Source organism: Pseudomonas kuykendallii (assembly GCF_900106975.1).
GTDB classification, from domain to species: Bacteria; Pseudomonadota; Gammaproteobacteria; order Pseudomonadales; family Pseudomonadaceae; genus Pseudomonas_O; species Pseudomonas_O kuykendallii.
The window spans coordinates 439,485-456,250 of record NZ_FNNU01000004.1; the positions used below are offsets into that span (position 1 = coordinate 439,485).

Annotated in this window: 22 protein-coding genes; 9 read left to right on the plus strand and 13 right to left on the minus strand. The window is 67.1% G+C overall.

What is annotated here, in order from left to right:
• Window positions 1–67 precede the first annotated feature (67 nt).
• A complete protein-coding gene (locus BLV15_RS15350; protein ID WP_090230066.1) occupies window positions 68–3,166 on the plus strand; it encodes an error-prone DNA polymerase in 3,099 nt (1,032 codons plus the stop codon).
• Between the two features lie 78 nt (window positions 3,167–3,244).
• Here the strand turns inward: BLV15_RS15350 and BLV15_RS22415 are convergent, their stop codons facing one another.
• Both BLV15_RS22415 and BLV15_RS15355 read right to left on the minus strand, forming a co-directional pair.
• Entirely contained in the window at window positions 3,245–3,367 is a 123-nt protein-coding gene (locus BLV15_RS22415) for a hypothetical protein (RefSeq protein ID WP_255964468.1), read from the minus strand.
• A gap of 84 nt (window positions 3,368–3,451) precedes the next feature.
• A complete protein-coding gene (locus BLV15_RS15355) occupies window positions 3,452–4,336 on the minus strand; it encodes an EamA family transporter (RefSeq protein ID WP_090230068.1) in 885 nt (294 codons plus the stop codon).
• Between the two features lie 208 nt (window positions 4,337–4,544).
• Between BLV15_RS15355 and BLV15_RS15360 the strand changes: the two genes are divergently transcribed.
• The 4 genes from BLV15_RS15360 to BLV15_RS15375 all read left to right on the plus strand — a co-directional run bounded on the left by BLV15_RS15360 (window position 4,545) and on the right by BLV15_RS15375 (window position 6,218).
• Window positions 4,545–5,246: a YebC/PmpR family DNA-binding transcriptional regulator gene (locus BLV15_RS15360; protein WP_090230071.1), complete on the plus strand. Its 702-nt coding sequence runs from the start codon at window positions 4,545–4,547 to the stop codon at window positions 5,244–5,246.
• Window positions 5,247–5,259: 13 nt separating this feature from the next.
• A complete protein-coding gene (locus tag BLV15_RS15365) occupies window positions 5,260–5,592 on the plus strand; it encodes a YajD family HNH nuclease (protein WP_090230073.1) in 333 nt (110 codons plus the stop codon).
• Window positions 5,593–5,645: 53 nt separating this feature from the next.
• On the plus strand, window positions 5,646–5,861 hold the full coding sequence (locus BLV15_RS15370) for a DUF3820 family protein (RefSeq protein WP_090230076.1): 216 nt from the start codon (window positions 5,646–5,648) through the stop codon (window positions 5,859–5,861).
• A gap of 93 nt (window positions 5,862–5,954) precedes the next feature.
• Window positions 5,955–6,218 (plus strand): hypothetical protein, encoded by a 264-nt coding sequence (locus BLV15_RS15375; RefSeq protein ID WP_245728202.1) that lies wholly within the window; start codon window positions 5,955–5,957, stop codon window positions 6,216–6,218.
• Here BLV15_RS15375 and BLV15_RS15380 read toward each other — a convergent pair whose 3' ends face one another.
• Window positions 6,219–6,464, minus strand: coding sequence for a DUF2789 domain-containing protein (locus BLV15_RS15380; protein ID WP_090230078.1), 246 nt, complete (start codon window positions 6,462–6,464; stop codon window positions 6,219–6,221).
• Between the two features lie 173 nt (window positions 6,465–6,637).
• On the opposite strand from BLV15_RS15380, the gene BLV15_RS15385 reads away from it, so the two are divergent.
• A complete protein-coding gene (locus BLV15_RS15385; protein WP_090230081.1) occupies window positions 6,638–6,814 on the plus strand; it encodes a hypothetical protein in 177 nt (58 codons plus the stop codon).
• A 69-nt stretch (window positions 6,815–6,883) separates the two neighbouring features.
• Here BLV15_RS15385 and BLV15_RS15390 read toward each other — a convergent pair whose 3' ends face one another.
• The 7 genes from BLV15_RS15390 to BLV15_RS15415 form a co-directional block, all read right to left on the minus strand.
• Window positions 6,884–7,183 (minus strand): hypothetical protein, encoded by a 300-nt coding sequence (locus tag BLV15_RS15390; protein WP_090230083.1) that lies wholly within the window; start codon window positions 7,181–7,183, stop codon window positions 6,884–6,886.
• Window positions 7,184–7,198: 15 nt separating this feature from the next.
• A complete protein-coding gene (locus BLV15_RS22125) occupies window positions 7,199–7,348 on the minus strand; it encodes a hypothetical protein (RefSeq protein ID WP_175534375.1) in 150 nt (49 codons plus the stop codon).
• Between the two features lie 98 nt (window positions 7,349–7,446).
• The gene (locus BLV15_RS15395) at window positions 7,447–7,635 is read right to left on the minus strand and encodes a CsbD family protein (RefSeq protein ID WP_090230085.1); all 189 of its coding nucleotides are present in this window, start codon (window positions 7,633–7,635) and stop codon (window positions 7,447–7,449) included.
• 90 nt (window positions 7,636–7,725) lie between these two features.
• Window positions 7,726–8,718: a glucosaminyl phosphatidylglycerol flippase gene (gpgF, locus tag BLV15_RS15400; protein WP_090230087.1), complete on the minus strand. Its 993-nt coding sequence runs from the start codon at window positions 8,716–8,718 to the stop codon at window positions 7,726–7,728.
• The gene (gene gpgD / locus BLV15_RS15405) at window positions 8,715–9,494 is read right to left on the minus strand and encodes an N-acetylglucosaminyl phosphatidylglycerol deacetylase (protein ID WP_090230089.1); all 780 of its coding nucleotides are present in this window, start codon (window positions 9,492–9,494) and stop codon (window positions 8,715–8,717) included. Before gpgD ends, gpgF begins: the two co-directional genes overlap by 4 nt.
• Entirely contained in the window at window positions 9,487–10,602 is a 1,116-nt protein-coding gene (gene gpgS, locus BLV15_RS15410; protein WP_090230091.1) for an N-acetylglucosaminyl phosphatidylglycerol synthase, read from the minus strand. The genes gpgD and gpgS overlap by 8 nt, the downstream gene beginning before the upstream one ends.
• A 225-nt stretch (window positions 10,603–10,827) precedes the next feature.
• Window positions 10,828–11,664, minus strand: coding sequence for a CvfB family protein (locus tag BLV15_RS15415; protein ID WP_090230094.1), 837 nt, complete (start codon window positions 11,662–11,664; stop codon window positions 10,828–10,830).
• Window positions 11,665–11,932: 268 nt separating this feature from the next.
• Between BLV15_RS15415 and BLV15_RS15420 the strand changes: the two genes are divergently transcribed.
• Window positions 11,933–12,652, plus strand: coding sequence for a TorF family putative porin (locus tag BLV15_RS15420; protein ID WP_090230095.1), 720 nt, complete (start codon window positions 11,933–11,935; stop codon window positions 12,650–12,652).
• A 2-nt stretch (window positions 12,653–12,654) separates the two neighbouring features.
• On the opposite strand, the gene BLV15_RS15425 is transcribed toward BLV15_RS15420, so the two are convergent.
• A complete protein-coding gene (locus tag BLV15_RS15425; protein ID WP_090230098.1) occupies window positions 12,655–13,773 on the minus strand; it encodes a PQQ-dependent sugar dehydrogenase in 1,119 nt (372 codons plus the stop codon).
• Between the two features lie 112 nt (window positions 13,774–13,885).
• Between BLV15_RS15425 and BLV15_RS15430 the strand changes: the two genes are divergently transcribed.
• Window positions 13,886–14,608, plus strand: a complete 723-nt coding sequence (locus BLV15_RS15430) for an rRNA pseudouridine synthase (protein WP_090230100.1) — start codon at window positions 13,886–13,888, stop codon at window positions 14,606–14,608.
• Between the two features lie 111 nt (window positions 14,609–14,719).
• On the plus strand, window positions 14,720–15,244 hold the full coding sequence (locus tag BLV15_RS15435; protein WP_090230103.1) for a hypothetical protein: 525 nt from the start codon (window positions 14,720–14,722) through the stop codon (window positions 15,242–15,244).
• On the opposite strand, the gene BLV15_RS15440 is transcribed toward BLV15_RS15435, so the two are convergent.
• Together BLV15_RS15440 and BLV15_RS15445 are read right to left on the minus strand one after the other, a co-directional pair.
• Complete coding sequence (locus BLV15_RS15440; RefSeq protein ID WP_090230107.1) at window positions 15,222–16,166, minus strand: NAD(P)/FAD-dependent oxidoreductase; 945 nt, start codon at window positions 16,164–16,166, stop codon at window positions 15,222–15,224. The genes BLV15_RS15435 and BLV15_RS15440 overlap by 23 nt on opposite strands.
• Window positions 16,167–16,248: 82 nt before the next feature.
• Window positions 16,249–16,644, minus strand: coding sequence for a hypothetical protein (locus BLV15_RS15445; protein WP_090230110.1), 396 nt, complete (start codon window positions 16,642–16,644; stop codon window positions 16,249–16,251).
• Window positions 16,645–16,766: the final 122 nt, after the last annotated feature.

Genomic DNA, 16,766 nt, shown 5'->3' on the forward strand with positions numbered 1-16,766 from the left:
GGCACCCCAGCGTAGGATGGGTCGAGCGCAGCGACACCCATGCAGAGCCGCCACCGACGGGGTTCGCATGAATCACACCCATGCCGCTTCCCCGCCCGCCTACGCCGAGCTGCACTGTCTGTCGAATTTCAGCTTCCAGCGCGGCGCGTCCAGTGCGCAGGAGCTGTTCGAGCGCGCCAGGCAGCATGGCTATGCGGCGCTGGCGATCACCGACGAGTGCAGCCTGGCCGGCATCGTGCGTGCCTGGCAGGCGGCCAAAAAGACCGAGCTGGCGCTGATCGTCGGCAGCGAGATGCAGCTCGAGGACGGGCCGAAGATCATCCTGCTGGCGGAGGACCTGGCCGGCTACCAGAGGCTCTGCGGGCTGATCAGCGTCGCCCGCCGCCGGGCGAAGAAAGGCAGCTACCGCCTGCTGCGCGAGGATTTCGAGGAGCCGCTGGACGGTCTGCTGGCGCTCTGGCCAGCCCAGGGCGAAACCCCGCACGCCGATGGCCGCTGGCTGCGCGAGCGGTTCCCCGAGCGCCTGTGGCTGGCCGTGGAGCTGCACCGCGGCCCGGACGACGCCCGCCGCCTGGCGCAACTGCTGGCGCTGGCCACGGACCTCGGCATTCCCGCCGTGGCCAGCGGCGACGTGCACATGCACGCCCGTGGCCGGCGCGCGCTGCAGGACTGCATGAGCGCGATCCGCCACCACCTGCCGGTGGCCGAGGCCGGGCACCGGCTGTTCCCCAACGGCGAGCGCCACCTGCGCCGGCGCGAGGAGCTGGCCGGGCTGTACCCCGCCGAGCTGCTCGAGGAAACCCTGCGCATCGCCGCGCGCTGCCGCTTCGACCTCGGCCAGCTGCGCTACCAGTACCCGCGCGAACTGGTGCCCGAAGGCCATACGCCGACCACCTGGCTGCGCCACCTGGCCGAGAAGAACATTCCCTGGCGCTGGCCGCTGGGCATCCCCGACAAAGCGCGCAAGAATCTCGAACACGAGCTGAAGCTGATCGCCGAGCTCGAGTACGAGAGCTACTTCCTCACCGTGCACGACATCGTCCAGTTCGCCCGCAATGAACGCATCCTCTGCCAGGGCCGAGGCTCGGCGGCCAACTCGACGCTGTGCTTCGTGCTCGGCATCACCGAGCTGGACCCGGCGAACTCCAACCTGCTGTTCGAGCGCTTTCTCTCCAAAGAGCGCAACGAGCCGCCGGACATCGACGTCGACTTCGAGCACGAGCGCCGCGAGGAAGTCATCCAGTACGTGTTCCGCCGCTACGGCCGCACACGCGCCGCGCTCACCGCGGTGGCCAGCACCTACCACGGCGCCGGCGCGGTGCGCGACGTGGCCAAGGCGCTCGGCCTGCCGGCCGACCAGATCAACGCCTTGGCCGACTGCTGCGGGCGCTGGAGCGGCGAGCTGCCGCCCGAGGAGCGCCTGCGCGAAGCCGGTTTCGACCCGCAGAGCCCGATCATGCGCCGGGTGCTGGCGCTGACCGGCGAGCTGATCGGCTTTCCCCGTCACCTGTCGCAGCACCCCGGCGGCTTCGTCATTTCCGAGCAGCCGCTGCACAGCCTGGTGCCGGTGGAAAACGCGGCGATGGCCGGGCGCAGCATCATCCAGTGGGACAAGGACGACCTCGACCTGGTCGGCCTGCTCAAGGTCGACATCCTCGCGCTGGGCATGCTCAGCGCGCTGCGCCGCTGTTTCGATCTGGTCGAACGCTACCGCGGCACGCGCTGGGAACTTGCCACTCTCCCGCCCAACGACAAACCGACTTACGACATGATCAGCCGCGCCGACACCGTCGGCGTGTTCCAGATCGAGTCGCGGGCGCAGATGGCCATGCTGCCCAGGCTCAGACCCAAGGAGTTCTACGATCTGGTGATCGAGGTCGCCATCGTGCGTCCCGGGCCGATCCAGGGCGACATGGTTCACCCCTATCTGCGCCGCCGGAATGGCGAGGAGGAAGTGACCTATCCCTCCGAAGAGCTGGTGCCGGTATTCGAGCGCACCCTCGGCGTTCCGTTGTTTCAGGAGCAGGTCATGCAGTTGGCCATCGTCGCCGCGAAGTACACGCCCGGCGAGGCGGACCAGTTGCGTCGCTCCATGGCCGCCTGGAAGCGCCACGGTGGTCTGGAACCGCATCGCGCGAAGTTGATGGAACGAATGACCCGAAGGGGCTATCCGGCAGAATTCGTCGCGCGCATCTTCGAGCAGATCAAGGGCTTCGGCAGCTATGGCTTTCCCGAATCCCACGCCGCCAGCTTCGCCCTGCTGACCTACGCCAGTTGCTGGCTGAAATGCCACGAGCCGGCGGCGTTCGCCTGCGCGCTGATCAACAGCTGGCCGATGGGTTTCTACAACCCCGACCAGGTCCTGCAGGACGCGCGCCGCCACTGCATCGCCACGCACCCGGTGGACGTGCGCCACAGCGACTGGGATTGCAGCCTGGAGCCCGACGCGGGCGACCAGCCGGCGATCCGCCTCGGCCTGCGGATGATCCGCGGCCTGGCCGAGGACGCCGGCCGGCGCGTCGAGGCGGCGCGTGCCGTCGGGCCGTTCGCCGACGTCGCCGACCTGGTGCGCCGCGCCGCCCTGGATGCCCGCGCCCGCGAACGCCTGGCCGATGCCGGTGCCCTGCGCGGCCTGGCCGGCCATCGTCATCGCGCGCGCTGGGCGATCGCCGGGGTGGAAAATCAGGCACCGCTGTTCGCCGGTCTGCCGAGCCAGGAGGAAATCCAGGTGGCCCTGCCGCTGCCCAGCGTCGGCGAGGACCTGCATGCCGATTACGCCACCCTCAGCACCACCCTCGGCCCGCACCCGCTGTCACTGCTGCGCAGCGTCCTGCGCAACCGGCGCTGCCGCAGCTCGCGCGAACTGCCGGGCATCGAGCACGGCAAGCACATCGGCCTCGCCGGCCTGGTGATCGGTCGCCAGCGCCCGCAGACCGCCAGCGGCGTGGTCTTCGTCACCCTCGAGGACGAGTTCGGGATGGTCAACGTGGTGGTCTGGCACGACCTCGCGGAACGCCAGCGCAAGGTGCTGGTGGGGGCGCAGTTGATGCAGGTGGACGGCCGGCTGGAATCGCAGAATGGCGTGCGCCACCTGATCGCCCGACGGCTGATCGACCTGACGCCGCTGCTCACCGGGCTCGACGTGCGCAGCCGCGACTTCCGCTGAGCCACCCGATACCCCGGCGCGCGCGAAACCCGCTCCGCAGGAACGACGAACCCGCCGGGAAACGGGCGGGTTCGCTGTTCATTCGCCGGGTTCGTCCACTTCCATGGGCTCCGGCTTTTCCGGTTCCTTGCGCGGCGGCGCCTTGGGAATGCTCGGGTCCTGAACGTCCGGGTCCGGCTCGGGTGCGTCGTCGATGTCCATGTTGCTCTCCTCGTTCGGCGTGGCGTGTACGCTTATTCGAGGCCGGGGGAACGCCGGCGTTCGCCCCGGTCATCGGCCGGCAACCTAGCGGGACGCCGGGCGCAGCAGCCCCGCCAGGCGCGCACCGAACACGTTGATCAGCAGGCCGAGCATCACCACGGTCGCGCCGACGACCTGCACCGCGCTCAGGTGTTCGCCGAGCAGCCAGGCCGACGAACTCAGGCCGATCACCGGCACCAGCAGCGAGAACGGCGCCACCTGCCCGGTCGGATAGCGCGACAGCAACCGGCTCCACAGGCCGTAGCCAAGGATGGTGGCGCCGAACGCCAGGTAGACCAGCGCCAGGATCGAATCCAGGCTGATGCCGCGTAGCGCGGCCTCGATGGTCTGCGGCCCTTCCAGCATCCAGGACAGCGCGAAGAACGGCAGCGGCGGGATCAGGCTGCCCCAGACCACCAGACCGACCAGGTTCACCTTGCCGACCTTGCGCGTGACGATATTGCCCAGCGCCCACATCGACGCCGCGGCGATGGTCAGCACGAACCCGGCGAGGGTCATGCTGCGATCGCCCTCGGCGCCGATCAGGATCAGCCCGCCGGCGGCCACCACCAACCCGACCAGGTTCGCCGGCCGAATCCGCTCGCTGAGGAACAGCGCGGCGAAGAACAGCGTGAAGAACGCCTGCGATTGCAGCACCAGCGAAGCCAGCCCGGCCGGCATGCCGACGTACATCGCCGAGAACAGGAAGGCGAACTGGCCGAGGGAGATCGTCAGCCCGTAGGCCAGCAACCAGCGCAGCGGAATCTGCGGCCGCTTGATGAAGAACACCGCGGGAAAGGCCGCCAGCATGAAGCGCAAGGCGCCCAGCAGCATGGGCGGCAGGCCGTGCAGGCCGACCTTGATGACCACGAAGTTGAGGCCCCAGACGATGATGACGACGAGCGCCAGCAGCAGATCTTTCGGTGACATGTAGAACTCTTCTCAGGCAGCACGGGCAAGGCCGGCCATTAGAAACCATCCGCCACCCGGCCGACGCGATACAGTCGCCGGGCAAAACATCCATACAGCGCCGATTGTCCCTCCGCCGCCGCGACAGGTGCCGACGCGCACCGGGGCGAGCTAGAATTCGCGCCTGATAGCGATGAACCTCCTTTTTTACAGAGTTACGAGACCAGTCATGGGCGCACAGTGGAAAGCGAAACATAAGGAAGCGGCAGCCAACGCCAAGGGCCGAATCTTCGGCAAACTGGCGAAGGAAATCATGATCGCCGCGCGCAACGGCGCCGATCCGGACATGAATCCGCGCCTGCGGATGGTCGTCGAGCAGGCCAAGAAAGCCTCGATGACGCGCGAGACCCTGGAGCGCGCGATCAAGAAAGGCGCCGGTCTGCTCGGCGAAAGCGTGCATTTCGAGCGCACCACCTACGAAGGCTTCGCCCCCCACCGCGTACCGGTGATCGTCGAGTGCCTGACCGACAACGTGAACCGCACCGTGGCGGAAATCCGCGTGCTGTTCCGCAAGGGCCAGCTCGGCGCCAGCGGTTCGGTGTCCTGGGACTTCGACTACCTGGGCATGATCGAGGCCGCGCCGAGCGCCGCCGATGCCGATCCCGAACTGGCCGCCATCGAAGCCGGCGCGCAGGACTTCGAGCCCGCCGAGGACGGCGCCACGCTGTTCCTCAGCGAACCGACCGACATGGACGCCGTGTGCAAGGCGCTGCCGGAATTCGGCTTCCAGGTGCAGTCGGCGCAGCTCGGCTACCGCCCGAAGAACCCGGTGAGCCTGTCCGGCGCCGAGCTGGAAGAGGTCGAGGCCTTCCTCGATGCGCTGGACGGCCACGATGACGTGCAGAACGTCTACGTCGGCCTGGCCGAGTGAGCCGGAGCACGCGATGAACAAGCCGCACGTCCCCTACGCCCAGCGCGAGCAGGGCTACCGCGAGAAAGCGCTGAAGATGTATCCGTGGGTCTGCGGCCGCTGCGCGCGCGAGTTCTCCGGCAAGCGGCTGAGCGAATTGACGGTCCATCACAAGGACCACAACCACGACAACAACCCGGAAGACGGCTCGAACTGGGAGTTGCTGTGCCTGTACTGCCATGACAACGAGCACTCGCGCTACACCGACAACCAGTACTTCGCCGAAGCCAAGCCCGGTGACAACGGGCCCAAGCAGACCTTCAAGGGTCTCGCCGGCCTGGCCGACCTGCTGAAGAAGCAGGACTGATCGAACGGCGCACCGCCGGCGCGAGCCGGCGGTTCCTTCCTGCGAGCCCCGCGATGAAACCCGAAGACCTCCTGCTGCTGGTCACCCGCAGCATGCCCTACGGCAAGTACAAGGGCCGGCTGATCGCCGACCTGCCGGGCAACTACCTCAACTGGTTCGCCCGTGAAGGCTTTCCGCCCGGCGAGATCGGCCGACTGCTGCAACTGATGCAGGAGATCGATCACAACGGCCTCTCCGGACTGCTCACCCCGCTGCGCCAGCCGCGCTGAGCAACCGATGTCCTGCGCACAGGGGCGCGCCGGGCTCAGGTATAATCGCCGCCGATTCCCATCCTTCCCTTACCAGCGCCCCGCGGACCTGCCATGACTTCCAAGCCGAATCTCCCCCAGGACGACACGTCCGCCCCAGAAGCCAAGGACAGCGTGCAGGCGAAAGGTGAGGAAATCACTGCGGCAGAAAGCCGAAAGCCGGGTTCGATCCCGGCTTTCGGCTTCCCGTTCGCGATGGCTGAGCTGGCGAAGTCGAAGAACGACAAGCCGTGGTATCAGAAGTCCAACAGCAGCAACCATGACAAGACGCCCGGTCCGGCTCCGCGGGGAACCCGCCGGGCGATGGGCAAGCGCTGATCAGCGCTTGGTTTCGTGAAGACGCGCGTTGAGCTCGTCGACCACCGGCGCCCACTCGGCATCCTCCAACAGCAGTTCCTTCAGCAAGCGTCCCTGGTTCTCCGTCCAGAACGGCGCCTCCGAGACCTTCACGTCGTCCGGCAGGGGCGCGTGCTGGCCGATGAAGGCGTCGATGGCGGCCGGATCCGATTCCAGGCCCAGTTGTTCGAACAGCGTACCGAGGTCGTGAAATCCTGGCAGTTCCATGGTGAGTCTCCAATGTGGGTGGCTGATGAAGGTGAGACCCTTCGCGGCCGGGAGAGATTCAACCGCAGCCTGCTTCAGTCCTCTTATCGAACAATCGCTATTTAGTCGCCCCAAGTTTGCTCATTTTGTGTACAATGGTCGGCCGACTACGCATCGAAGAGGTTTAGAACAGCATGAGCAAGGTAACCGCTAGCAAGGCCAAGAATGCAGCCGCTGTTGAAACTCGTGAATCCATCGACGCTCAAGTCAAAGCGTTCCTGAAAGCCGGTGGCGAGATCCAGCAAGTGGCCAAAGGCGTCAGCGGTCAGGTATGGGGCTCCTCGCGCCAGATCAGCCTGGGCAAGAAGTAGGATTGCTCGCTGGGGCCTCGTTCGAGGCCCCGCTGTCACCCCGCGTTACTCTCCTCGCTCCACCCTCCGCTACAGATCGTCCACCAACGCCTTGCCCCACTTCACGCCGGCGGCACCCGCCTGTTCGATATCCACGAAGCTCTGCTCGGGATCGCGCTGAAGATCGACGACGACGTCTGCCCCCTTCACCACTTCCACGCCCATCGCCCAGAGCGGCGGAAGCGTCGACTCGACGTATCCGGTGAGATGGACGATGACCGTATGGCCGCGGTAGCGGAACGCGTGGCTATGGGCGACCGGCCTCGCTTTCGGCGACGGGCGCAGCTCCGGTGCCTCGAAGTACAGCGTTTCGGCGCGGGGAAGCTTCATCGATACGCCCATCGGTCAGGGTGAAACCGGGTCGCTGGCCGGAAAGGAGTCTTCCAGCGCCTTATCGAGTTTCTCGTCCTTCTCGTGCTTCGGCGCCTCGGCTGGCTCGTGAGTGGATGGCTTTTTCGGATCGCTGTCGTTGCTCGGCTGCGTAGTGTTGTTCATCGTGCGTACCTCTTGTCTTCGGATGACGCGCCCGTTGTGAACGCCAGAAACGCGAAGGGCCATCTGCGATGGCCCTTCGTTGTGCTCGGCATGCTCGATCAGAGATTGCCGGCCTTTTTCACAGCATCTTTGGTTTTGCCGATGGCAGTCTGGGTTTCGCCTTTGGCTTCCTGCAGCTTGCCTTCGCCTTTCAGGCGGCTGTTGTCGGTCGCCTCGCCCACACCTTGCTTGACCTTGCCTACGGCTTCGTTGGTCTTGCCTTTGATCTTGTCGGTAGTGCTGCTCATATCATCACTCCACAGGTTGGTAGGTACATAAAAACTGACTGCTGCGTCAGTTGTGGAGTTCGAAGAACCTGACGACCGGCATCGCCTCGTTTACGAGGAACGCGAGCGCATCAGGCGTTCCAGCAGTGGCCTGCCGGCCAGGTGAAGGAACACCGGCGCGCCGGCGATCAGGTAGAAGTAATAGGTCACCGCGCGCCAGATCAGGATCGCGGCGCCCGCGGTCGACTTGCCCACCATCGGCGCGAGCAACGCGGCGGACGCCAGCTCGGCGCCCCCCGCGCCGCCGGGCAGCAGGCTCAGCTGACCAGCGGTGAGCGCCAGCATCTGCACCAGAAAGGTCCAGGCCCAGGGAATCGCATGGCCCAGCCCGGCGAGGGTCAGGTACAGCACGCTGTAGCGCAGCAGCCAGTGCGCGGCGGTCAGGGCGAAGACGCCGAGCAGCACCCGCGGCGGGCGTCGCAGGCTGGCGCGCAGCGCGTTGCGAAACGCCAGCAGCTTGCGCGCCAGGTGCAGCCGTCGACGCGCATCGATACCGACGCGCCCGGCGAGCCGGCCGAGGCCGCGAAGTGCGCCGTGGTGATAGCGCCCGAGCAACGCCAGCGCCAGCAGCGCGCCACCGAGCAGCGCCGCGCTGCTGCCCAGCAGCCAGCCGACATGAGCGTTGAAGGCATGCGACAGTGCATAGGCCAGGATGCCGAGCAGCGCGCAGACGAACACCAGCAGGTCGCTCAACTGGTCCACGGTATAGATCGCCGTGCCCTGCGCCGGGCGCACGCCGCGGCGCATCAGCAGCGCCATCATGGTCAACGGGCCGCCGGCGCCACCGGGCGTGGCACAGATGGCGAACTCGGTGGCGACCACCACGCCCAGCGCCTGGCCATGACCGATCGGGTGATCGCCGAGGAGCAGCCGCAGGCGCAACGCATTGAGGTTCCAGCACAGCAGGATCATGCCGAACATCAACGCCAGCATGCCGCCCGGAAACGTCCGCAGGCGCTCGAACAGGCCGCTGCCGCCGAGCAGCAACGGCACCAGCGCCGCGCCCAGCAGCGCGCCGAGCAGCAGCCAAAGGCTGCGACTCATGCCGCCGCGCTCGTCGCTCGAAGCCGGCTTCGCAGCCAATCGATCTTGGTGGTCGGCACGCGGCCCTCGTCCATCAGCCGGCGCAACAGGTCGAGCCAGTAGTCGCGGGAAAAGCCGTGGCGCATGTCCACCGGATGCAGGCCGAGGCGCAGCAGTGGCGCCTCGCGATGCTCACGCAGCGCCCGCTCGCTGATCAGCCGCGACATGCCACGCCGCCAGGCGCTACGCGCGCTCCAGACCAGGCCGGGCGCGTCGATGGGGGTGTGCTCGGGGAGCAGATAGAAGTGCTGCGGGTCGCTGGTATAGCTCAGCCCGCTGGCGCTCAACGCCTCGCGGGTGCCTGGGCTCATCAGCCAGGCCGGCGCGACGAAACCGTGCAGTGGCCAGCCATTCCGCTGGAACAGCGCCATGCCCTCCTCCAGGCGCCGCTGCGCCTCAGCCCGATCCAGCGCGTAGAACTCCCCTTCCCAGGTGTAGACCCGGCGCATGAACCAGTCCTTCGGGGTACGCGGCTTCGGCGCGTCGTCGCAATGGTAGAAACCGTGCAGCGCCAGCTCGTCGCCGCGCGCCAGCCGCGTGTCGAGCAGGCGACAGAATTCCGGATGCGCATCGAGGGCATTGCGGTGGTGGAAGTCCGGCACCACCAGCCAGGTGATCGGAATCGGCCCCAGCGCTGTCCGGCCGAGCGCGTCCACCGCCTCGACGAAGGGCCGGTAGTCGGGCCAGGTTTCCGGTGCCACGTCGTGCAGCACCAGCATCAGGCTGCGCTCAGCCATTGGCGGCCATCGGCAATTCGAAGGTGCCGAGCACCGCGCGGTAATGGGCGAGCAGCCCGGCCACCACGGCGTCCCAGGAATACTGCGTTTCGACCAGTTGGCGTGCCCTGGCGCCGAGCAGCCGCACGTCGTCCTCGAACAGTTCGCGCACGCTGCTGGCCATCGCGACGGCGTCGTTCGGCGCGCACAGCCGGCCGCCCTGCGAGGTGACGATCTCCGCCAGCGCGCCCGCGCGCACGGCCACCACCGGGATACCGCTGGCCATCGCCTCGAGCGCCACCAGGCCGAAGGTTTCCTGGTCGCCGGCATGCAGCAGCACGTCGCTGCTGGCCATCAGCCGGGCCACTTCGTCGGCCGGGCGGAAGCCTTCCAGCACCGTGACGTTGTCCGGCACATGGCGCGGCATGTTCGAGCCGACCAGCAGCAGGTGATAGGGCGAGCCCAGGCGGCGCGCGGTTTCCAGCAGCACCGGAAGGTTCTTCTCGCGCGAGCCGCGGCCGGCGAAGATCATCAGCCGGGCGTCCTCGGCCAGGCCCAGTTCACGGCGCAGGCTGGCGTCGCGGCGTTGCGGCCGGAAGGTCTGCAGGTCCACCCCCAGCGGGCGCACGTGCACGTCCCGCACGCCGAGGCGGCTGAGCTTGTCGGCCATCACCTGGCTAGGCGCGAGGACGCGGTCGAAGCTGCGGTAGAGCCGCGCGACATAGGCCTCCATGTTGGTGCCGATCCATGGGCCGAGACGGTTGCAGGCCAGCAGCGGCAGGTCCGAGTGATAGAAGCCGATCACCGGCACGTCGAGCTGGCGGCCGGCGTCCAGCGCCGCCCAGGCGGTCATGTACGGATCGCCCACTTCGATCAGGTCCGGGCCCAGCGTGCGCAGCAGGTTGCGCCAGGGCGCCCGGCGCACCGGGAAACGGTAGCCCTTGCCGAACGGCAAGGCGGGAGCAGGCACCTGGTAAATGCCATCGGCCTGCTGGTACGCGGGGCCCGGAATCAGCACGCTGTGCTGCACATCGGGATGAAGGCGCAAGCGGCGGTGCTTCGCTTCCAGGTAGGTGCGCACGCCACCGCTGGCGGGCGCGTAGAACATGGTCATATCGGCGATATGCAAGGGTCGGCTAGCTCCATTCGATTTCGCTCCACAATCAGGGGCGTGCCGCGCAAGCCAGTGCCTGAGCCGCGGTCGCCCAAAATGGACCGTTACAAAATGAAGACGTTCGACGCAGCGCTCAGCGGCGAGCGCGGGCCAGCAGGCGGCGAATGGCCGGAGTGGCGGGCCGCGACGGGGGCAATGAGGTTACCGCCCGAGCGGCAAGGACCGGGGATCGAACCGCCGTCACGGCAGTTCGATGCGGTCTTCTAGGATGCGGATCAGCCCCTGCTTGTAGAGGCCGCCGATGGCCTTCTTGAAGTTGCCCTTGCTCACGTTGAAGCGCCGGGTGATCTCTTCCGGCGAACTCTTGTCGCTCAGCGGCAGCGCGCCGTGGTTGTCGCGCAACTGGCGCAGGATCTGCTCGGCGAGGCTTTCGGCGGCCTTCTCGCCCACCGGCTGGAGGCTCAGGCTGATCTTGCCGTCGTCGCGCAGCTCGCGGATGAAGCCCTTCTCCTGCATGCCGCTGCGCAGGAACTTGAACGCCTCGTTCTTGTGAATCAGCCCCCAGTGCTGGCCGTTGATGATCGCCTTGAAGCCCATGTCGGTGGCTTCGACGACCAACAGGTCGACCGCCTGGCCGACGGCGTAGCGCGGCGGCGTCTTGTCCAGGTAGCGGTCCAGACGCGCGGTGGCGGTAATGCGCCGGGTCCGCTTGTCGAGGTAGACGTGCACCACGCAATAGTCGCCGACCTGCAGCGGGCGCTTCTCTTCCGAGTGCGGCAGCAGCAGGTCCTTGGGCAGGCCCCAGTCGAGAAACAGCCCGACACGGTTGATTTCCGCCACCTTGAGGCTGGCGAAACCACCCACCTGCACCTTGGGTTTCAAGGTGGTAGCGATCACCCGGTCGTCGCTGTCCAGGTAGACGAAGACGTTCAGCCAGTCGCCGATATCGGTCGGTTCACCCTTGGGAACGTAACGGTTGGGCAGCAGGATTTCGCCGTCCGGCCCGCCATCCAGGTAGAGCCCGAAGTCGGTGTGCTTGACCACCTGAAGAGAATTGAAACGCCCGATGAGTGCCATGTTGTGTGCCTTGATGCGCCAGGCCGCGCATTCTACCCGCAGCGCCCGGCCACGGGCTGGAATTTCCCCGCGTGGCGGAGCGATTGACGAACGGCGGTTCGCCGAGGACGCCTTAGCTGTTAAAAGGTTCCACGGATAGGTCTGGAATGCGGCTTTGCGCCGCACCAGCCGATCGGTGGACACGGAGCCTGGGCTCTTCCTGCGGTGGCTGGGCGCTGACACGAGCAGCGTGACGAGTCACTCCTTTGATTCAAGAGGAGTGCGCGACATGCGTGAATCATGGCTTCTTCTGACGCTTTGCCTGGGCGGCTGCGCCTCGCAGTTGCAAACCACCAACATCCAGCGCGAGGTCGGCGATTTCGACCTCAAGCTCGGCTCGGCCCCGACCCGCAGCATGGCCCAGGGCCTGGTCAAGCCGCAGACCAGCGGCCAGGTGCACGGCGGCTTCGACCTGACCCACAGCAGCGGCTGGTACCTCGGGCAATGGGCGCCGGACCTCGCCCCGGAGCAAGGCGAGCAGTTGACAATGGAAACCTACGCCGGCTTCAAGCACCCGGTGGACGATCACTTCGGCTACGAACTGGGCACCCTGCTCAACAGCTATCCGAGCGTCGGCCAGATGGAAGTCGAGGAGTACTACGGCGGGCTGACGGTGTTTGGCCATCGCCTGGGCGCGTCCTTCAGCCTCGACCCCGACCGCCAGGACCGCACCCTGCTGGCCAACTTCGACCTGCAGGAATCACTGGGCTTCCAGGTGATCGTGAAGTACGGCAACCATGTGCTGCAATCGCCCGTGGCACTGGCCGACGGCGCCAACGTCCGCGTATTCAACGACTGGTCGGTGAACCTGAGCCGCCCCTGGCTGGGCTTCGACCTCAACCTGTCCTACAGCGCCTCCAGCCTGAGTGACGGCGAGTGTTCGGCCTATTCCGGCTTCAACACCCGCTGCGACGGTGCCATGCGCTTCCAGGCCTCGCGCCCGCTGTAGCCTTACTCCAGGCCGACCTTCAGCAGTTGCCCGTCGGACGCATCGGTCAGCAGGTAGAGGTAGCCATCCGGTCCCTGGCGGACGTCGCGGATGCGGCTGCCGAAGTTTTCCAGCAGGCGTTCCTCGCCAACCACCTTGTCGCCCTCCAGCTGCAGGCGGATCAGGTAGCCGCGCAGCGCGCCGATGAACAGACTTTGCCGCCATTCGGGGAAGCGCGGGTGGTCGTAGAAGGCCATCCCGCTGATCGCCGGCGACTTCTCCCACACGTGCAGCGGCGGCTCGGTGCCTTCGACGAACTCGCCGCGCGCCTCGGGAATCGGCAGCAGGCTGTAGTTGATGCCGTGCGTCGCCAGCGGCCAGCCGTAGTTCCTGCCGGCGGCCGGGACGTTCACCTCATCGCCCCCGCGCGGACCGTGCTCGTGGCTCCAGAGGGCGCCGCTCCAGGGGTTGATCGCCGCGCCCTGCTGGTTGCGATGCCCGTAGGACCAGATTTCCCCACGCACGCCGGCCTGGCCGACGAAGGGGTTGTCGTGGGGCACGCTGCCGTCCGCGTGCAGGCGCACCAGCTTGCCCTGCAGCTTGTCGAGGTCCTGGGCAGTGGACCGCTGGTTATTCTCGCCCAGGGCGATGAACAGGTAGCCGTCGCGATCGAACGCCAGGCGCGACCCGAAATGCTCCCCGGTGGAGAGCTTGGGCTGCTGGCGGAAGATCACCTGGAAGTCCTCCAGGCGCGAACCGTCGCTCGCCAGGCGACCGCGCCCCACCGTCGTCCCGGCCTTGTCCTCGCCCGCCTCCGCGTAGGACAGGTAGACCAGGCGGTCCCGGGCGAAATCCGGCGACAGTGCCACGTCGAGCAAGCCGCCCTGCCCGCGCGCGAAGACCTCGGGCACGCCGCCCAGCGGCGCGGACAGGCCGGCGTCGCCGAGCAGGCGCAGGTTGCCGCTGCGCTCGGTGATGAGCATGTCTCTGCCGCCGGGAAGGAAGGCCAGCGCCCAGGGGTTTTCCAGCCCGCCGACCACCTCCACCACGCTCAGCTCGCCGCCCCCGGACGCCTGCGCGGCCGCCTCGGTAGCCCACAACAGGGCGCCGCACAACAGCGGCAGAAGGGTTCTTGGCATCATGCAGTCGGTCCTCTGGATGAAAATCCCGCGAACAGTCTGACCGCTGCGCCAGGCATTCCGCGACGAATCACATAGCCGGTTACAATCCCCCACCGTCTTCAGAGCCCAGACCATGACCGAACCCGTGCGCCTCTCCAAACGCCTCGCCGAACTGCTGCCCTGCTCGCGCCGCGAGGCCGAACTCTATATCGAGGGCGGCTGGGTCAGCGTGGATGGCAAGGTGGTCGAGGAACCGCAGTTCAAGGTCGATGCCCAGCGCATCGAACTGCTGCCCGGCGCCGTGGCCGCACCGATCGGCTTCGCCACCCTGCTGCTGCACAAGCCGGCGGGTTACGGCATCGGCTCGGGCGCCAACTCCGTGCAGCAACTGCTCGGCGCCGAGCACCACGCCGACGACGACAGCTCCGGGCAACGCCCGGTGAAGAAGCACTTCCTCCGCCAGGAACTGCTCACGCCACTGGAAACCGATGCCAGCGGGCTGGTGATCTTCAGCCAGAACCACGGCGTTGCGCGGGCGCTGAAGGAAGACGCCGCCAAGCTCGAGCAGGAGTTCATCGTCGAGGTGAGCGGCACGATCATCGAGAACGGCCTGAAGCGCCTGAACCGCCCGCAAAGCTACAAGGGCCAGCCGGAAACGCCGCTGAAGGTCAGCTGGCAGAACGAAACGCGCCTGCGCTTCGCCCTCAAGGCGCCGCAACCAGGGCAGATTCGACACTTGTGCGAGGCGGTGGGCCTGCAGGTGGTGGCGATGAAACGGATCCGCATCGGTCGCGTGGCGATGGCTAAACTGCAGCCGGGGGAATGGCGCTATCTCAAGCCCGACGAGCGTTTCTGAGGCCCGTCCTGGAACCCTCGGCGCAGGGCGCCAGCGTGGTGAAACAGCGAACCGCATGGCCTTCGCGCAGTCGAACCTGCGGTCAACGCAGCACATGGGGACACAAGAAGAATGAAGAAATGGATTGTCCTGGCCGCTTCGCTCGGCCTCGCCGGATGCAGCTCGTCGATGTGCGACAGCCCGTGGAGCCGCTCCGACTGCCAGACCGAGCGCCTGCTTTACCAGAACGACCTGCTGCAGGCGAAGATCCTGGTCGGCTCCGGCGATCTGGAAAGCCTGGAACTGGCCGAGGCGCTGCTCGATCGCGCCGCACGCGACGACCAGACCGGCGAAACCGCTTTCTACAAGGCCGTGCTGCTGATCCGTCTCGGCCCGCAGACGGACGAAGTCCTCAAGCTGCTGGAGAAGGCCGTCGCCAAGGGCCATCCGCACGCCACCGCGCTGATGTACAAGATCTATTCAGAACCCTTCCTGGTCAGCGAGGCCGATCCCGAACGGGCCGAGGAATACCGCGCCGACTACGCCAACCTGGACGTGGCGAAAAGCGGCTACCCGTCCTTCGAGCGAGCGCTGGCGCTGGTCAACGCACTGGTCACGCCGCCGCCCGAAAGCCTCACGCCCGTCGATCCCCAGTAGCTTCGCGCCCGCGGGCCGGCCGGCTCCAGGGGTTGGCCTCGAGGCTGTTGTGGATCGCCGTCGCCGCCTGCGCCGCCTGGCCGGTCGCTGTGCTCACCTGGTGCAGCGCCGAAACCACGTCGCCGGCGGCATAGAGCCCGGGCACGCTGGTGCATTGCTGGCGGTCCACCCGCAGCGCTCCGCTCTCGTCACACACAGCTCCCAGCCTGATCGCCAACTCCGAGCGCACCCGCGACCCCAGCGTGGGATAGACCATGTCGAAGCACAGCTCCTCGCCCTTGCAGGTGAGCAGGATGACCTTGTCGTCCTCGATCCGCATGCGATCGACACGGTCGCCGATCATGCGAATGCCGTAGTGTTCGGCGAGCTCCAACGCCTGCGCGCAGGCTTCGTTTTCGCCATGGGCGATCACCGTCACCCGGTCGGTGAAGGTGCGCAGGAACACCGCGTGGCGGATGGCGCATTCCGCCTCGCCATAGACCGCCACGTCGTCGCCATCGACCTCATAGCCGTCGCAGATCGCGCAGAGGCGCACGCGCGCCGCGCGGATGGCGTCGTAGGGTTCTTCCAGCTCGGGCGGCAGCTCATCCTCGATGCCGGTGGCCAGCAGTACGCTGCGCGCCTGCAACCGGCTGCCGTCGTCCAGTACGGCCTCGAAGTGCAGGTCGTCCCGGCGCTGCAGGCTGCGCACCTGGGTGTGCAGGGTTATGGCGCCATAGCCATCGACCTGCTGCCGGAGACGGGCCAGCAGGTCGATGCCGGAAATGCCGGGAGGAAAACCCGGATAGTTGTGCGACAGCGGGATCAGCTCGGCGCGGCTGGCGCCGCCGTCGATCAGCCGGATGTCGCGGTGAAAGCGCGCAAGGTAGATCGCCGCGGTGAGCCCGGCAGGACCTGCGCCGATGATCAGGCAGTCGATCATGGCGCACCGCCCGATGCGCGCCCTGGCCGTGCTTCGGCCGGCTTACGTCCGCTCATGGGAGCTCCTCGAGGTAGGCCGCCGCTCAGTGCGCGGCGACACGGGCCAGTGCATCGCCGAAGGTATCCGCGCTCAGCGGCTGGTAGGAATCGCTCGTGCCGCCGAGCTTTTCGTCAAGCAGCGGTTGCAGCCGTCGCCAGCGCGCCTCGTCGTCCAACCAATCGAGCAGTTGCGAACCCAGCGGCGTGATGGCGAAGATCCACGCTTCCTCGTCGAACGGCAGCGAGGCGCGGATGAAGCCGTTGCTGGCCAGGGCGTCGCCTGCCGCCAGGATCGCCCGGATGACTTCGGGGTCATCGGCGCGGGTTCCGATGCGCGCCGCGACCACGACGCTGGCATCGTGAAAACCCAGGACTTCATCGCGTCTCGCGATCCTCAGTAGGTCCCGGATCGTCGCCCAGTCGGCGGTGAAATCGGTCATCGATAGGCTCCAGATAATGGTGATCATCCCTAACTGACCGTCTCCAGCGGGCATCGCTCGTGCCAGTGGTCGGCTCGCCGGGCGAACTGCGAGACCCTCTTGCGCCTCTGATGAGGTGTCAC

Excerpts from the sequence above, each read along its gene's own strand:
- BLV15_RS15350 (WP_090230066.1), top strand. The coding sequence starts at position 68 with ATGAATCACACCCATGCCGCTTCCCCGCCCGCCTACGCCGAGCTGCAC.
- BLV15_RS22415 (WP_255964468.1), bottom strand. The coding sequence starts at position 3,367 with ATGGACATCGACGACGCACCCGAGCCGGACCCGGACGTTCAGGACCCG.
- BLV15_RS15355 (WP_090230068.1), bottom strand. The coding sequence starts at position 4,336 with ATGTCACCGAAAGATCTGCTGCTGGCGCTCGTCGTCATCATCGTCTGG.
- BLV15_RS15360 (WP_090230071.1), top strand. The coding sequence starts at position 4,545 with ATGGGCGCACAGTGGAAAGCGAAACATAAGGAAGCGGCAGCCAACGCC.
- BLV15_RS15365 (WP_090230073.1), top strand. The coding sequence starts at position 5,260 with ATGAACAAGCCGCACGTCCCCTACGCCCAGCGCGAGCAGGGCTACCGC.
- BLV15_RS15370 (WP_090230076.1), top strand. The coding sequence starts at position 5,646 with ATGAAACCCGAAGACCTCCTGCTGCTGGTCACCCGCAGCATGCCCTAC.
- BLV15_RS15375 (WP_245728202.1), top strand. The coding sequence starts at position 5,955 with ATGACTTCCAAGCCGAATCTCCCCCAGGACGACACGTCCGCCCCAGAA.
- BLV15_RS15380 (WP_090230078.1), bottom strand. The coding sequence starts at position 6,464 with ATGGAACTGCCAGGATTTCACGACCTCGGTACGCTGTTCGAACAACTG.
- BLV15_RS15385 (WP_090230081.1), top strand. The coding sequence starts at position 6,638 with ATGAGCAAGGTAACCGCTAGCAAGGCCAAGAATGCAGCCGCTGTTGAA.
- BLV15_RS15390 (WP_090230083.1), bottom strand. The coding sequence starts at position 7,183 with ATGAAGCTTCCCCGCGCCGAAACGCTGTACTTCGAGGCACCGGAGCTG.
- BLV15_RS22125 (WP_175534375.1), bottom strand. The coding sequence starts at position 7,348 with ATGAACAACACTACGCAGCCGAGCAACGACAGCGATCCGAAAAAGCCA.
- BLV15_RS15395 (WP_090230085.1), bottom strand. The coding sequence starts at position 7,635 with ATGAGCAGCACTACCGACAAGATCAAAGGCAAGACCAACGAAGCCGTA.
- gpgF (WP_090230087.1), bottom strand. The coding sequence starts at position 8,718 with ATGAGTCGCAGCCTTTGGCTGCTGCTCGGCGCGCTGCTGGGCGCGGCG.
- gpgD (WP_090230089.1), bottom strand. The coding sequence starts at position 9,494 with ATGGCTGAGCGCAGCCTGATGCTGGTGCTGCACGACGTGGCACCGGAA.
- BLV15_RS15415 (WP_090230094.1), bottom strand. The coding sequence starts at position 11,664 with ATGGCACTCATCGGGCGTTTCAATTCTCTTCAGGTGGTCAAGCACACC.
- BLV15_RS15420 (WP_090230095.1), top strand. The coding sequence starts at position 11,933 with ATGCGTGAATCATGGCTTCTTCTGACGCTTTGCCTGGGCGGCTGCGCC.
- BLV15_RS15425 (WP_090230098.1), bottom strand. The coding sequence starts at position 13,773 with ATGATGCCAAGAACCCTTCTGCCGCTGTTGTGCGGCGCCCTGTTGTGG.
- BLV15_RS15430 (WP_090230100.1), top strand. The coding sequence starts at position 13,886 with ATGACCGAACCCGTGCGCCTCTCCAAACGCCTCGCCGAACTGCTGCCC.
- BLV15_RS15435 (WP_090230103.1), top strand. The coding sequence starts at position 14,720 with ATGAAGAAATGGATTGTCCTGGCCGCTTCGCTCGGCCTCGCCGGATGC.
- BLV15_RS15440 (WP_090230107.1), bottom strand. The coding sequence starts at position 16,166 with ATGATCGACTGCCTGATCATCGGCGCAGGTCCTGCCGGGCTCACCGCG.
- BLV15_RS15445 (WP_090230110.1), bottom strand. The coding sequence starts at position 16,644 with ATGACCGATTTCACCGCCGACTGGGCGACGATCCGGGACCTACTGAGG.